General features: G+C 30.3%; 16 protein-coding genes and 1 other annotated feature. Of the genes, 12 read left to right on the forward strand and 4 right to left on the reverse strand.

Features of this window, described 5'->3' with window-relative positions:
- The first annotated feature begins 596 nt into the window (after positions 1 to 596).
- The 9 genes from BUA92_RS15145 (at position 597) to BUA92_RS15185 (ending at position 8,373) form a co-directional block, all read left to right on the forward strand.
- Positions 597 to 806: a FeoA family protein gene (locus BUA92_RS15145; protein WP_021803039.1), complete on the forward strand. Its 210-nt coding sequence runs from the start codon at positions 597 to 599 to the stop codon at positions 804 to 806.
- 36 nt (positions 807 to 842) lie between these two features.
- Positions 843 to 1,064 carry a FeoA family protein gene (locus tag BUA92_RS15150; protein ID WP_021803038.1) on the forward strand — a complete coding sequence of 74 codons (222 nt, stop codon included), beginning with the start codon at positions 843 to 845 and terminating at the stop codon, positions 1,062 to 1,064.
- 57 nt (positions 1,065 to 1,121) lie between these two features.
- Positions 1,122 to 3,272, forward strand: coding sequence for a ferrous iron transport protein B (gene feoB / locus BUA92_RS15155; RefSeq protein WP_073020848.1), 2,151 nt, complete (start codon positions 1,122 to 1,124; stop codon positions 3,270 to 3,272).
- Between the two features lies 1 nt (position 3,273).
- Complete coding sequence (locus tag BUA92_RS15160) at positions 3,274 to 3,411, forward strand: FeoB-associated Cys-rich membrane protein (protein WP_021803036.1); 138 nt, start codon at positions 3,274 to 3,276, stop codon at positions 3,409 to 3,411.
- 98 nt (positions 3,412 to 3,509) lie between these two features.
- Entirely contained in the window at positions 3,510 to 3,983 is a 474-nt protein-coding gene (locus BUA92_RS15165; protein ID WP_073020850.1) for a GNAT family N-acetyltransferase, read from the forward strand.
- 42 nt (positions 3,984 to 4,025) lie between these two features.
- Positions 4,026 to 4,631 carry a protein kinase gene (locus tag BUA92_RS15170; protein ID WP_242950175.1) on the forward strand — a complete coding sequence of 202 codons (606 nt, stop codon included), beginning with the start codon at positions 4,026 to 4,028 and terminating at the stop codon, positions 4,629 to 4,631.
- Positions 4,632 to 4,928: 297 nt separating this feature from the next.
- A complete protein-coding gene (gene eno / locus BUA92_RS15175) occupies positions 4,929 to 6,221 on the forward strand; it encodes a phosphopyruvate hydratase (protein ID WP_073020852.1) in 1,293 nt (430 codons plus the stop codon).
- A gap of 134 nt (positions 6,222 to 6,355) precedes the next feature.
- The gene (gene secG / locus BUA92_RS15180) at positions 6,356 to 6,586 is read left to right on the forward strand and encodes a preprotein translocase subunit SecG (protein ID WP_073020854.1); all 231 of its coding nucleotides are present in this window, start codon (positions 6,356 to 6,358) and stop codon (positions 6,584 to 6,586) included.
- 80 nt (positions 6,587 to 6,666) lie between these two features.
- Entirely contained in the window at positions 6,667 to 8,373 is a 1,707-nt protein-coding gene (locus BUA92_RS15185; protein ID WP_073020856.1) for a methyl-accepting chemotaxis protein, read from the forward strand.
- Positions 8,374 to 8,421: 48 nt separating this feature from the next.
- On the opposite strand, the gene metA is transcribed toward BUA92_RS15185, so the two are convergent.
- The 4 genes from metA to uvsE form a co-directional block, all read right to left on the reverse strand.
- Complete coding sequence (gene metA / locus BUA92_RS15190) at positions 8,422 to 9,339, reverse strand: homoserine O-acetyltransferase MetA (RefSeq protein WP_073020858.1); 918 nt, start codon at positions 9,337 to 9,339, stop codon at positions 8,422 to 8,424.
- Between the two features lie 93 nt (positions 9,340 to 9,432).
- Entirely contained in the window at positions 9,433 to 10,788 is a 1,356-nt protein-coding gene (locus BUA92_RS15195; RefSeq protein WP_073020860.1) for a PFL family protein, read from the reverse strand.
- A gap of 14 nt (positions 10,789 to 10,802) precedes the next feature.
- Positions 10,803 to 11,072, reverse strand: coding sequence for an ACT domain-containing protein (locus tag BUA92_RS15200; RefSeq protein WP_073020863.1), 270 nt, complete (start codon positions 11,070 to 11,072; stop codon positions 10,803 to 10,805).
- A gap of 49 nt (positions 11,073 to 11,121) precedes the next feature.
- Positions 11,122 to 11,283 (reverse strand) — a binding site (T-box leader).
- A gap of 124 nt (positions 11,284 to 11,407) precedes the next feature.
- Entirely contained in the window at positions 11,408 to 12,655 is a 1,248-nt protein-coding gene (uvsE, locus tag BUA92_RS15205) for a UV DNA damage repair endonuclease UvsE (RefSeq protein ID WP_073020865.1), read from the reverse strand.
- Between the two features lie 123 nt (positions 12,656 to 12,778).
- Here uvsE and msrA point away from each other — a divergent pair, with 123 nt between their 5' ends.
- The 3 genes from msrA to BUA92_RS15220 all read left to right on the forward strand — a co-directional run bounded on the left by msrA (position 12,779) and on the right by BUA92_RS15220 (position 15,082).
- Complete coding sequence (gene msrA / locus BUA92_RS15210; protein WP_073020867.1) at positions 12,779 to 13,255, forward strand: peptide-methionine (S)-S-oxide reductase MsrA; 477 nt, start codon at positions 12,779 to 12,781, stop codon at positions 13,253 to 13,255.
- 63 nt (positions 13,256 to 13,318) lie between these two features.
- A complete protein-coding gene (gene gdhA / locus BUA92_RS15215; RefSeq protein ID WP_073020869.1) occupies positions 13,319 to 14,665 on the forward strand; it encodes an NADP-specific glutamate dehydrogenase in 1,347 nt (448 codons plus the stop codon).
- Between the two features lie 150 nt (positions 14,666 to 14,815).
- A complete protein-coding gene (locus tag BUA92_RS15220; protein ID WP_073020871.1) occupies positions 14,816 to 15,082 on the forward strand; it encodes a DUF1294 domain-containing protein in 267 nt (88 codons plus the stop codon).
- Positions 15,083 to 15,151: the final 69 nt, after the last annotated feature.

Consider the following 15,151-nt stretch of genomic DNA (forward strand, 5'->3'; position numbering starts at 1 on the left):
TGAATGTCTGAATGTCTGAATGTCTGAATGTCTGAATGTCTGAATGTCTGAATGTCTGAATGTCTGAATGTCGTAATGTCGTAATGTCGTAATGTCGTAATATCATAATGTCGTAATATCATAATGTCGTAATATCGCAATATCGTAATTTATTATGTTGAAGTTAAAAGGAATTTAATGGAGCTTGAAAAGAAGAGCTTCTACAGGATAGAAGTTAAAAGGAATCTAATGGAGCTTGAGAAGAAGCTCCTACAGGGCAGAGGTTAAAAGGAATCTAACGAGACTTGTGAAGAAGTCTCTACAGTATATATGTGCACTCCTAATCGGTAGGCGTGATCCTCAGCGCCAGTCTAATCCTTAGACTAAATAAAAATGAATCTAATGGAGCTTGAGAAGAAGCTCCTACAGGATATATGTGTGTAAATGTATACTTAAGAAAAAGTAGGATATTAATAATAAAAATGTTAAAAAATATACTAAAAGATATTGAAAATTATTATCTATAGGTGTATTATTTAATCATTGAAAAGAATTTTCATTTGCATATAGATAAAAGGCTATGGATATTTATTTTAAATGAAAAGGGAGTGAACGGTATGCCAATTACAATGATAAAAGTAGGCGAAACAAATATTATAAAGAGAATCACAGGTAATGATGAGACTAGACGTCATCTAGAACATCTTGGGTTTGTTATAGGGGGAAATGTAACAGTGGTTAACGAGATGGCTGGTGATTTAATTGTTAATGTAAAAGATGCTCGTATAGCATTAAGTAAGTCTATGGCAAACAGAATAATGGTGTAATAAGTAGGATGTTTATATAGAAAGGGGATATATAATATGAAAACATTAAAAGATGTTAAGTGTGGTGAATCTGTTAAGGTTGTTAAACTACATGGACAAGGCGCTATTAAGAGAAGATTTATGGACATGGGTATAACTAAAGGAACTGAGGTTTATATAAGAAAAGTAGCTCCACTTGGAGATCCTGTAGAAATTAATGTAAGAGGATATGAACTTAGTTTAAGAAAAGAAGACGCATTAATGATTGAGGTAGATTAAGGAAGCTAATTTTTACTAATATATACTTTAAAGAACACACCAATAGGAGGGATATAAATGTCAATTAAAATAGCTCTTGCCGGAAATCCTAATAGTGGTAAAACCACAATGTTTAATAGTTTAACCGGTAGTTCACAACACGTAGGTAACTGGCCTGGGGTAACTGTAGAAAAAAAAGAAGGTAAACTTAAAGGTTATAAAGATATAATTATACAAGATTTACCTGGAATATATTCGCTTTCACCTTATACTTTAGAGGAAGTTGTTTCGAGAGAATATTTAGTTAATGAAAAACCAGACGCTATTATAAATATTATTGATGGTACTAATATTGAAAGAAATTTATACTTAACTACACAACTTAAAGAAATAGGTTTACCTATGGTTGTGGCAGTAAATATGATTGATGTCGTTAGAAAAAATGGCGATGTTATAGACATAAAAAAATTAAGCCAAGCTCTTGGCTGTGAGGTTATTGAAGCATCAGCTTTAAAAGGTATAGGATCAAAAGAAGTAGCAGAGAAAGCTATAGAACTTGCTAAAGCTAAAAAAACTACTCAAGTTGTTCATAAATTCTCAAAAGATGTTGAAAGTTCAATAGAACAAATAGCTGAAATTATAAAAGTTCCATTAAATAATGAAAATGTTCATTGGACTGCTATAAAATTATTTGAGAGAGATGAAAAAGTTAAAGAAAAAGTAGTACTTTCAAGTGATGTTAAAAATAAAATCGAAGAGATTATAACAGCTTGTGAAGCTAAACTTGATGATGATAGTGAAAGTATTATAACTAGTGAGAGATATGATTATATAACTGAGGTTATAAAGCAATCAGTTAATAAGAAAAATAAAACTAACCAAACAACATCGGATAAGATTGACAAAATTGTAACAAATAGATGGCTTGCTTTACCTATATTTGCATTAGTAATGTTTGGAGTTTATTACGTATCTATATCTACGGTGGGAACATTAGCTACTGACTGGGTTAATGATGTATTGTTTGGAGATATTATACCAACAGCAGTAGGAAACTTCTTAACTTCAATTGGAACAGCGGATTGGCTTAACTCATTAATATTGGATGGTATAATAGGTGGAGTTGGAGCTGTATTAGGTTTCGTACCTCAAATGATGGTACTATTTTTATGCCTAGCTATAGTAGAAGATTGTGGATATATGGCACGTATAGCCTTTATAATGGATCGTATATTCAAAAAGTTTGGACTATCAGGTAAATCATTTATTCCAATACTTATTGGTACAGGTTGTGGTGTTCCAGGGATTATGGCATCACGTACAATTGAAAATGAAAAAGATAGAAGAATGACAATAATGACAACTACATTTATTCCATGTAGTGCTAAGTTACCTATAATAGCTCTTATAGCAGGAGCCTTATTCCCAGAATCAACTTGGGTTGGACCATCTGCTTATTTCTTAGGAATAGGAGCAATAATCACATCAGGTATTATGCTTAAGAAAACAAAACTTTTTGTTGGAGATCCAGCACCATTTGTTATGGAACTTCCTGCATATCATGTACCTGGAATTAAGAATCTTCTTATTCATACATGGGACAGATCAAAGGCGTTTATTAAGAAGGCAACTACTGTAATACTTCTTGCTACTGTTGGTGTATGGTTCTTAAGCTCATTTAGCTGGAGCATGGAAATGGTTGATACTACTGATTCTATACTTGCTAGTATAGGACGTGTTATAGCACCTATATTTGCACCACTTGGATGGGGTGAATGGCAAGCAGCTGTAGCAACATTTACTGGATTAATAGCAAAAGAAAATGTAGTAGGAACATTTGGTATTCTTTATGGATTTGCTGAAGTTGCTGAAGATGGTGCAGAGGTTTGGGGAAATCTTCAAGCTGCATTTACGCCACTTGCTGCATACTCATTCCTTGTATTTAACTTAATTTGTGCTCCATGTTTTGCAGCTATAGGTGCATTACGTGGTGAAATGAAATCAGGAAAGTGGACAGCTTTTGCTCTTAGCTATCAAACAATATTTGCATATGTACTTGCATTAATTGTATTCCAAGTAGGATCATTTATTTCAGGTGGAAGCTTTGGAATAGGAACTGCTGTAGGATTTGCATTAATTGCAGGAATAATATATTTATTATTTAGAAAACCAAGTAAAGTTTCTTCAAAAATTATTGAAGGATCAATAGAAAAAAAGGCGGCGATGTAATATGGCTACATTTATAGTTGGAGCTATTGTATTTGGCATCATAGGTTTTGCAGGATATAGAACTTATAAATCCTCTAAAAGTGGAGGAAGTTGTAGTGGGTGCTCTGGTTGTAGTAAAGCATCTAGTTGTAAACACTAAAATATAATGTTTTAAAAGGTACAGGCTATACAAAAATAGTCTGTACCTTTTATTATTTAGACACTATAATTAGAATATTAAAAATTGTAGGAGAAAATATGAAAAAATTTATTAAGCCGCAAGAAAAATATTTTAAAAGTTTTATAAGTGCAATTAATGATAGCAAAAATAATAAAGAAGATAATGAACTAAATTATAGTGTTCGTAGCTTTGAAATATTCATGGAAGAAGTTTCAAAGGTTTGGGAAAGTGAAGAATACTATTGGTTAGTAGATGGTGAAAGATTTTTAGGTGATGTGGTTTTAAGAAAAAAACCATCAGTAGAGCAGCTCGTGATTGGAGGGAATGTAAGTTATTTTGTTTCTATATCTGAAAGAAATAAAGGGTATGGAAAGATGTTATTAGAATATGGATTAAAAAGAGCAAAGGAACTAGAGTTAGATAAAATAATAATAACTTGCTATGAGGATAATAAATACTCAAAGAGGCTTATAGAAGGGGTTGGGGGAATTTTAGTAAATAGCTTTTTTTTAAAAAGTATGGATAAATTCCTTTTAAGATATTTATTGTAATTGTCAAAATAAGGGAGTGGTGCATAGTATAAATATAAAGCAATGTATTTGGGTATAAGTATGGATAAAAAATATGATGTCAGCTTAGATTTTGATGAAGAAGTTGAAAAGCTCTTTAGACAAGGTGAGTATTTAGACAGAGGACATAATGGAGTTGTGTATCTACTGCCTGGTAAAAAAATCATAAAGATATTTTATGATAAAAAAATCTGTTTAAAAGAAGCCTATACCTTAAAAAAGGCTAAAGGATCTAAATATTTTCCTAAAATGACGAAGTACGGAGATTACTATATTATAAGAGAAATGGTAGATGGAATCAGATTAGATAAATACATCAAAAAGGTAGGCTTAACTAAAGATATATCTAGGCAGTTATATGATTTGATTAAGGAGTTTAAAAGGCTAAAATTCACCAAACTGGACATAAGATGTAGAGATATATACGTTGATGATAAAGGGAACATAAGAGTTATAGATCCAAAAGATAATTACGTAAGAAGAAGAGAATATCCTAGACATTTAATGAAGGGGTTAGAAGGAGTAGATGCATTAGAAAGCTTTCTTGAAAATATAAAAGAGTTTGATAGAAATGTGGCCAAAGTGTGGAAGAGCAAAATTGATAAATATTTTAAACTTAATATTAAATGATTAGGTAAAAAAGAAGCTATTAAAAATCTGAGATAGCTTCTTTTTTATTTTTTGGTACTAATATAGAAAGTAGGTAATATAATTTTTAGGAAGGTTTAACATGAAAATAAATGATAATTGATTTCAATTGGTTGAATTTATGTAAAATAAAAGGTATAATATAACTGTAAAAAGGAAAAATACTATTATTATAGTAATAATTAGTACGAAAATGTTTTAAAATTAACATAGCTGTATTATTATTATTACAAAATGAAATAATAAAATGAGTATTTAAATTTAAGGAGGTAATTTCTTATGAAACAATACGTTGAGATTGTAGACGTAGTAGCTAGACAAATATTAGATTCAAGATGTTTTCCAACTGTAGAGGTTGAGGTAGTACTAGAAGATGGAACAGTAGGTAGAGCAGCAGTTCCTTCAGGAGCTTCAACTGGTATATATGAAGCAGTTGAGTTAAGAGATGGAGATAATAGCCAATACTTAGGTAAAGGTGTTTTAAAAGCAGTAGAAAATGTTAATGAAGAAATCGCTACAGAATTAATAGGAATGAACGTTTTTGATCAGCCTTTAATAGATAAGGTATTAATAGATTTAGATGGTACAGACAATAAAGGTAAATTAGGAGCAAACGCTATATTAGGTGTTTCTTTAGCTGTAGCTAAAGCTGCTGCTAACTATCTTGGATTACCTTTATATCAATATATAGGTGGAGTAAATGCAAAAGTTCTTCCAGTTCCTATGATGAACATTATAAACGGTGGTAAACATGCTGATAACTCAGTTGATTTACAAGAATTTATGATAATGCCAGTTGGAGCTGCAAGCTTTAGCGATGCATTAAGAATATCTGCTGAAGTATACCATGCATTAAAGAAGATCTTAAATGATAAATCTTATGCTACTGGTGTGGGTGATGAAGGTGGATTTGCACCTAACCTAAAGAGTAACGAAGAAGCTTTAGAAGTTATTATAGAAGCTATACAAAAAGCTGGTTATGAGCCAGGAAAAGATGTATTTATAGCTATAGATGCTGCATCTTCAGAATTCTATAAAGATGGTATGTATGTATTAGAAAATGAAGGAAAAACTTTAACAGCAGCAGAAATGGTCGATTTCTATGCTAAATGGGTAGAAAAATATCCAATAATATCTTTAGAAGATGGAATGGCAGAAGAAGATTGGGAAGGTTGGAAGCTACTAACTGATAGATTAGGAAGCAAGATCCAATTAGTTGGAGACGATTTATTTGTAACTAATACTAAGAGATTAGAAGATGGTATAAATAAAGGAGTTGCAAACTCAATCTTAATTAAACTTAACCAAATAGGAACTTTAACTGAAACATTAAACTCAATAGAGATGGCTAACAGAGCTGGATACACAGCAGTAGTATCACACAGAAGTGGTGAAACAGAAGATGTTACAATAGCTGATTTAGTTGTTGCTGTTAACGCAGGACAAATAAAAACAGGAGCTCCAGCAAGATCTGAAAGAGTTGCTAAATACAATCAATTATTAAGAATTGAAGAAGAATTAGGAGAAGTTGCAGAATACAGAGGTAGAAAAGCATTCTTCAACGTAAAATAGTTTTTCTTAAAGGTAATGGGGTTAATCTCATTACCTTTTTTAAGTCTAGGATTAACATTAATAATTATTGTAATAATGGAAGCATTATGTTATTATATACTAAGGTATTTTAAACGGAAAGTAGGAGGTGCCCAATGGAGACACTATTGATAGTATTAGAATCGCTATTAGGATTAGGAATAATTATAACCATATTACTTCAACCTAGTAAATCAGATGGATTAAGTGGATTAATTCAAGGCAGAAGCGAAACATTTTTTTCAAAGAATAAAGGTAGAACAAGAGAGGCAATGTTAGCCCGAATAACGGTTGTTTTAATGGCAGCATTTGCAGTTAATACCATAATTTTAAATTTAATAAAGTAATTAACTCAGCCATATTGGCTGAGTTTTGTTCTAAATATACATAAAATATAACAAAAGATTACAAGAAAGGTGGGAGTAAGATGGATAATCTAAAAATTAGTAAAAAAATAAGAATACTTTCTATTGGTTCAATTATAATAACGCTTCTATTTGGTGGAATATCTACTGTTTTTTTGAAAGTTGCAGATAACAAAATAGATGACCTTTATAATAACAATGTAGTATTCTTACAAAAGTTAGTACAAATAAACAATAGTTCTAGAGACTTAAGGGTAGCACTTTCATCGGCGGGACAAAATTATAAAGATAAAAATGTTTTAACATCCTTGCAAGAAGACTATAAGAGAAAACTTAAACAACTAAATGATGAGATTAAAGATGTTACGGATAATAATTATGGCATAAAGGAAAGTTATATCGGATTATTGCAAACACGTTCGCAAACATTAAATAACATAAATATTGATTTAAAAGATTATGTTACAAATGAGGACAAGGTTAAAAAAGATATAATAACGGCTACGGAATCCTTAGGCTCTATAGATGGTACTTTAGATATAATATCCAAAAGTAAAACTGAAGAAGTAGCAACTCTTAAAGCGAATAATAAAAAAGAAATGGGATTAATAATAAAGGTAATAATTGGATTAGTTTTATTATTTGCAGCTTTAAATGTAGCAATTACGAGAGCGGTTACTCAAGGGATAGTTAAATCAATAAAAGAATTTGTAGAGTACATAAAAACTATATCCTCAGGAGATTATAGAAAAGAAATTCCAGAAAAATTAAAAACTAGAAAAGATGAAATTGGTACTATGTATTTAGCACTAGACGAGATGCAGAGAAATACTAAAGCAGTTCTTTCTAAGGTTAAAGAAAGTTCAGATGTAACAGTGGAAACATCTAGTTCAGTAAATAATCTAGTAAATAACCTTCATAATAAAGTTAAGGATATGAGTGAAACTACAGAACATATAGCAGCAGGTATGGAAGAAACAGGTGCATCTACGGAAGAAATGAGTGCATCATCTCAGGAACTTGAAAAGGCCCTTGAAGGTATATCTGATAAAGCTAACCATTCACTTAACATAGTTCATGATATAACAAAGAGAGCAAATTCATTAAAAGAAAAATCATTGCTTTCAAAGGAAACAGCATCAGAGATAGGTAGAAAACATCAAAATGACTTAGCTTCTGCTATAGAGGATTCTAAATCAGTTGAGAAAGTTAAGATACTAACAGAGTCTATATTAGAAATAACATCACAAACTAATCTTTTAGCCTTAAATGCAGCTATAGAAGCAGCTAGAGTAGGGGAAGCAGGAAAAGGCTTTGCAGTAGTTGCAGACGAAATAAGAAAACTTGCGGAAGATTCTCAAGAAGCTGTAGGAAAGATACAAAGTGTTACATCTGGAGTAACTGGTACAGTTAATAGATTAGTGGAAAGTTCAAAGGCTCTAATAGATTTCATAAACAACATAGTTATAAAAGATTATGAAACTTCTGTTGTAACTGGTGAAGATTATGCAAAAGATGCTGATTTCATGCAAGAGATAATAACAGATTTCTCTAGCACATCAGAAGAAATATTAGCTTCTATTAGAAACTTAAATGAAGTTATCACAAATATAGCTGAAGCTTCAAATCAAGGAACCATAGGAATAACTAATATTACAGAAACAACATCATATTTATTGCAAGATGCTAATGAAATATTAGAGATGGATGAAAAATCACAAAGTGCTAACGATAAATTAGTAAAAGAATTAGAAATGTTTAAGATATAAATAAAAACCATTATAGCTATAGGTTGTACAAGCTATAATGGTTTTTCTCTATTTTAAATCTTCTAAATTAAACGGAGTCTTTTGATATACACAATAATTCAGCCAGTTAGAAAAAATTATATTAGCTGATGCTCTCCAAGTAACGTAAGGAAGTTTTGAAGGATCGTTATTAGGGAAATAATTATCAGGAATATCTATATCTAAACCTTTATTTACGTCACGTAAATATTCATCTCTTAAAGTAGATCTTTCATACTCTAGATGACCAGTTATAAATATCTTTCTCCCAGACTTTTCAGAAACTATAAATACACCAGATTCTTCAGATTCAGAAAGAATTTCTAACTCAGGAATTTTTGCTATATCTTCTCTTAATACTTCTGTATGCCTTGAATGAGGAGCATAGAAAATATCATCTAATCCTCTTAAAAGTTCATGATTATTTTTGTATACTACATGAGGGTAAACCCCAAATACTTTATTACTTAGTTTATATTTTGGAACTCCATAGTGATAATATAATCCAGCTTGCGCTCCCCAACAAATATGCAAGGTTGAAAATACATTATGACTGCTCCAGTCTAAAATTTCTTCAAGCTCATTCCAATAGTTTACTTCTTCAAATACCAAATGTTCAACTGGAGCTCCAGTTATAATTAATCCATCAAACTTTTGGTCTTTTACATCTTCAAAATAATTATAGAATTTATCTAAATGTTGAGAAGCCGTATGGGAAGAAGTATGAGTACGAGTTTGAAGTAATGTTATATCTACTTGTAATGGTGAATTAGCTAAATGCCTAAGCAGTTGAGTTTCTGTTGAAATTTTTGTAGGCATTAGATTTAAAATAGCTATTTTAAGAGGTCTTATATCTTGAGACTCAGCCCTTGAATCACTCATTACAAATATATTTTCCTCTTTTAATATATTAAAAGCAGGTAAATCGCTAGGAATTTTTAAAGGCATTTTTTTGCACCCCCATTTTATTATTAAGCTGAGGACTCAAGTACTCAGGTAGTCATGTACTTAAGTGCTCAAGTAGTCAGGTTTTAATTTTTATTAGTTTTTAAATGAATGTATAGGAGCTGGTATTCTTCCACCCCTTTGAATGAAATCAAAAGAAGAGAATTTATTTGTAGGCATTACAGGAGCGTAACCAAGTAATCCACCAAAATGAACTATATCTCCAACTTTAGTACCAGGAGCAGGGATGAGTCTAACGGCAGTTGTTTTATTATTTATAACACCTATTGCAGATTCATCAGCAATCATTGCAGCTATAGTTGAAGCAGAAGTATCGCCAGGGATTGCTATCATATCTAATCCAACTGAACAAATAGCAGTCATAGCTTCAAGTTTTTCAAGATTTAAAGAGCCCTTCATAACTGCATCAATCATTCCAGCATCTTCAGAAACAGGAATAAATGCGCCGCTTAATCCACCAACGTGGCCACAAGCCATAACTCCACCTTTTTTTACTGCATCATTTAGAAGTGCAAGAGCAGCTGTAGTTCCATGAGTTCCAACAACTTCTAAGCCCATCTCTTCTAATATGTGAGCAACAGAATCTCCTATAGCAGGCGTTGGAGCTAAAGATAAATCTACTATTCCAAATGGAACCCCTAATCTACTTGAAGCTTCAAGAGCAACTAACTGACCCATTCTTGTTATTTTGAAGGCTGTCTTTTTGATTGTTTCAGCAACCACATCAAAAGATTCACCTTTCACTTTTTCTAAAGCAATTTTAACAACACCAGGACCACTTACACCTACATTAATTACTTTATCAGCTTCCCCAACTCCGTGAAAAGCTCCAGCCATAAATGGATTATCCTCTACAGCATTAGCAAATACAACAAGCTTAGCACAACCTAAACCTTGAGTATCTTTAGTAAGTTCAGCAGTTTGTTTAATTATTTCTCCCATTTGTTTAACAGCATCCATGTTAATTCCACATTTACTTGAACCAACATTTACAGAGGAGCACACTTTTTTAGTTTTTGCTAAAGCTTCAGGTATTGATTTGATAAGTATTTCGTCTCCTTTGGTGTAGCCTTTATGTACAAGAGCAGAGAATCCACCTATAAAATCTACGCCTAAAGTTTCAGCAGCTCTATCTAAGGTTTCAGCAAACTTAAGATAGTTATCTGCATCAGTTGCACCACCTATTATTGAGATAGGAGTAACTGATACTCTTTTATTTACTATAGGAATACCAAACTCTGTTTCAATTTCATTACCCACTTTAACTAAATCTTTGGCAGAGTTAGTTATCTTATCATATATTTTAGAGCATGCTTTATCTATATCTGGATCTATGCAATCAAGTAAAGATATACCCATAGTTATGGTTCTTATATCTAACTTTTCTTCTTCAATCATTTTTATGGTTTCTAAAATATTATTAACGTTCATTAGTTACCCCCCAATTATAGTGTGTGCATGGAATTAAAAATTTCTTCTCTTTGGATTTTTACATTAACTCCAAGAGATTCACCTTTTAAAACTAAAGAATTTTTTATGTCTTCGAAAGATTTTTCGCTTTTTTCTAGGTCTAACATCATTATCATAGTAAAATATCCTTGCATTATTGTTTGGTTGACATCAAGAATATTTATATTTAATTCTTGAAGCTCATGACTTATTCCAGCTATAATTCCTACTTTATCTTGTCCTAGTACTGTTAAAATTGCTTTCATTGATATCTACTCCTATCTAAAATTTAATAAACAAAAAGGACCTTACCAATAAAGGGACGAAATAATCCGCGGTTCCACCCTTCTTAGCAAATGCCCAACTTAAAAGATAAATACTCCAAAGTTCCCTTCATAATATTAACCTAGTTGTTTCCACCAAACACAACTTCTCTGTAAGGATTATATTATTACTTTTCTTTTTCATCGCATAAATATTTAATTATATTGATTATTTTATATTGTATATGTAAAATTGTCAATTTGTAAAGAAATAAATTAATAATAAATATATTATTTAATAATTCAAAGAAATTTATTAGAAATAGTTAATTGTTATTTTAGGGTATTTCATGAAAAAAATAACCCTTTTTTAAATACTCAACATCGTATTTATTAGTAAGTTTAAATAGATAATCTTTAGCACTAGAAAACTTTTTTTCACTCATCATTTTTGTGAAATGATTTTTTTCTTGAGTTTTTGAGATGTCTTTAAAGTATCCCCATACATGATGTAAAGTATTTATATAGTTTCCTTCATCCAAAGGATTTTTTAAAGTTTCATCTATATATTTATATAAAGATAATATATCTCCATTATCCTTAATTATTTTCCTACATGTTTTATAAGATTCATAATTATATGCCATAACAACATACTTATATTTAGCCCATTCTTCTGTTATTGTGGACTTAGTATTAGTTCCTTTAAGAGAATTTAGGGAATTAATAACCTTTATAGCAGATATATCTTTATCTTTAACCTCAAGCATTATATCTGGATTAAAGTCTTTTGCTTCTTTAAAATATTCTAAAAAGTCCTCAATATTAATTGTTGTAGAGTGAGAACCTATTTTTTTATTTTCGGCTTGCTGAGAATAATGAACTTTCATATTTCCATCTTCTTTTTTCCAGGTTTTGTGTACTAATTTATAAATTTCTTTGACACTTAAGTCATTACTACCATAACAAGTATTATGAAGATTATCATATACAACAGGAATATTAATTTTTTCACTTATTTCTAAAACGTCTTCTAAAGAATAATTTTTTTCATCATTTTCTATAATCATTCTTTTTTGTGCAGAAGAGGAGAGTCTTTTGAAATTTTCTATAAAGCGTTTTTTAGCAAGAGGCTTATCACCATAAACTCCACCTATATGTAAAATTAATTTATGAGTATAGTCAAGCTCTAAAGAATCTAAAAAATCTGTGTGATATTCAAAGTCTCGTATGGATTTATTTACTATATCTTCACTTGGAGAATTAATAATGGTATATTGACCAGGATGCATGGATACTCTAAAAGAATTTTCTTTTATGTAATTTCCTATAGAGGTTAGCTCAGATTTAAATATGGTTTTCCAAGGTAAATCATTAATTTCATGGCTTCCTAGAGGAATTATATCTGAAGATATTCTAAAAAGGTCAATCTCTCTTTTTTTATTATATTCTAGTATTTTATGTAAATCTGAAAGATTACTTTCTATAATTTCTGAAGCTTTTTCATATGTAAAGTCTTTAAGTAATAGTCTTCTATTGGTTCTAAAGGGGATAGTTAAAGGGATACATGCATAGCCTATTTTCATAAAAAGTTTCTCCTTAATTTTATAAAGTAAATTTAGTATATATTTTAAACATAAAAGTATTCCTTATAATTTTTTTTAATAATATAATAATATAATATAACATTTTTTAAAGAGGTGATTTTTATGAAAAAAATAGTTTTAGCTGGAGGATGCTTTTGGGGAGTTGAAGAGTATTTTTCTAGAATTAATGGAGTTAAGGAAACTAAAGTAGGTTATGCTAATGGACATAAAGAAAATCCAACCTATGAGGAGGTATGTACAGGATTAACTGGTCATGCCGAGGTTATATACATAGAGTATGCAAAAGAGGAAGTAACTTTAGATAAGATTTTAGAAAAATATTTTGGAATAATAGATCCAACAGTTTTAAATAGACAAGGACCAGATATAGGTCATCAATATAGGACTGGAATATATTATATTGATGAAGAAGATTTAGAGGTTATAAATGAATATAAAGAAAAAGAACAATTAAAATATGATAAACCAATAGTTACAGAGATAGAACCATTAAAATGTTTTTATGATGGAGAAGAATATCATCAAAGTTATTTAAAAAAGAATCCAGGTGGATATTGTCATATTAATTTAGACGCTTAAGATATGTAACATATAGCCTTTCTAAATTTTTAAGGCATAACAATTTTTTGCTAGGAGGAAGATATGAAAGGTATTGAATATGTAGAATCGGTATTAGATATAGTTAAAAAAAGAAATCCAGGGGAGATAGAATTTTTTGATGCAGTAAGAGAGGTATTAACCTCTTTAGCACCTGTATTTGATAAAAATCCTAACTTTATTGAAGCTGCTTTATTAGAAAGGATAACTGAACCAGAAAGATTAATATACTTTAGAGTTCCTTGGGTAGATGATACAGGAAAAATTCATGTAAACAGAGGATATAGGGTTCAGTTTAATTCAGCTATAGGACCTTATAAAGGTGGTATCAGATTTCATCCTACAGTAAACCAAAGTATTATAAAGTTTTTAGGGTTTGAGCAGATTTTTAAAAACTCACTAACAGGCTTAGCTATAGGTGGCGGAAAAGGTGGAGCTGACTTTGATCCTAAGGGAAAATCAGATAATGAAATTATGAGATTTTGCCAAGCTTTTATGGGAGAATTGTATAAATATATAGGCTCAGATATGGATATACCAGCAGGAGATATAGGTGTTGGTGCTAGAGAAATAGGGTATATGTATGGATATTATAAAAAGATAAAAAGCATGAGTGATCAAGGTGTATTAACTGGAAAAGGTATTACCTTTGGAGGTAGCCTAGTTAGAACTCAAGCTACGGGATACGGCCTTGTATATTTTACAGAAGAAATGCTAAAGAATAAAGGACTAAGTTTTAAAGGGAAAAAAGTGATCGTTTCAGGATCTGGAAATGTAGCTATTTATGCTATGGAAAAAGCTATAGAACTAGGAGCTAAAATAGTAGCTTGTTCAGATTCTAGTGGATATATATATGATGAAAATGGCATTGATTTAAAGATGCTTAAGGACATAAAAGAAATAAAAAGAGCAAGAATTAAGGAGTATATAAAAGATAAACCAACAGCTAAGTTTGTAGATAATTATAAGGGGATTTGGAGTAATAAATGTGATATAGCTCTTCCTTGTGCAACTCAAGGTGAGATAGATGAACATGGAGCAAGTGAACTTATAAAAAATGCTGTTATAGCTGTATCAGAAGGTGCTAATATGCCCTCTACATTAGATGCTATAGATTTATTTTTAAAAAATAATATATTATTTGGTCCATCGAAAGCTGCAAATGCTGGTGGAGTAGCTTGTTCAGCACTAGAGATGTCTCAAAATAGTATGAGATATGCTTGGAGCTTTGAAGAAGTTGATGAAAGATTAAAAGAAATAATGAGCAATATATTTAATAATATAAAAAATACTGCAAAAGAGTATGGTGAAGAAGATAATTTAATTATTGGAGCCAATATTGCAGGTTTTATAAAAGTGGCTAATGCCATGTTAGCACAAGGGGTAGTATAAATTTTATGCTGTATCTTTAAGTTTAAAGATACAGCATTTTTTCATTTGATAAAAAATCTTAAGAAATTTGTAGTGGAATTTAATAAAATTTTAGCCTATCCTTAAGAGAGAAGGAATAATAAATTATTTCGTTTATAGAGAGGTATTGTTTTGAATAAACATATTTATATATATTTTTTTATATTAAATTTAATAGGATTAATCATAATGTGGAAAGATAAAAGAGCAGCTATAAAAAAGAATTGGAGAACTAAAGAAAGTACTATATTTTTAATAGCTATGTTTGGAGGAAGTTTAGGAATAATAGGTGGAATGAATTTCTTTAGACATAAAACTAAACATAAAAAGTTTACATATGGAATTCCCAGCATTCTTATTGTTCAAATACTAATATATATGTATTATATTAATTTTTAACTTATCAAAAATATAAAGTGTATTTTATTATTTTTGATTTAATCAGTATAAATTTTAAAAATATTATCA

Origin of the sequence: Clostridium intestinale DSM 6191, from assembly GCF_900130055.1 — a bacterium.
GTDB lineage: Bacteria > Bacillota > Clostridia > Clostridiales > Clostridiaceae > Clostridium_T > Clostridium_T intestinale.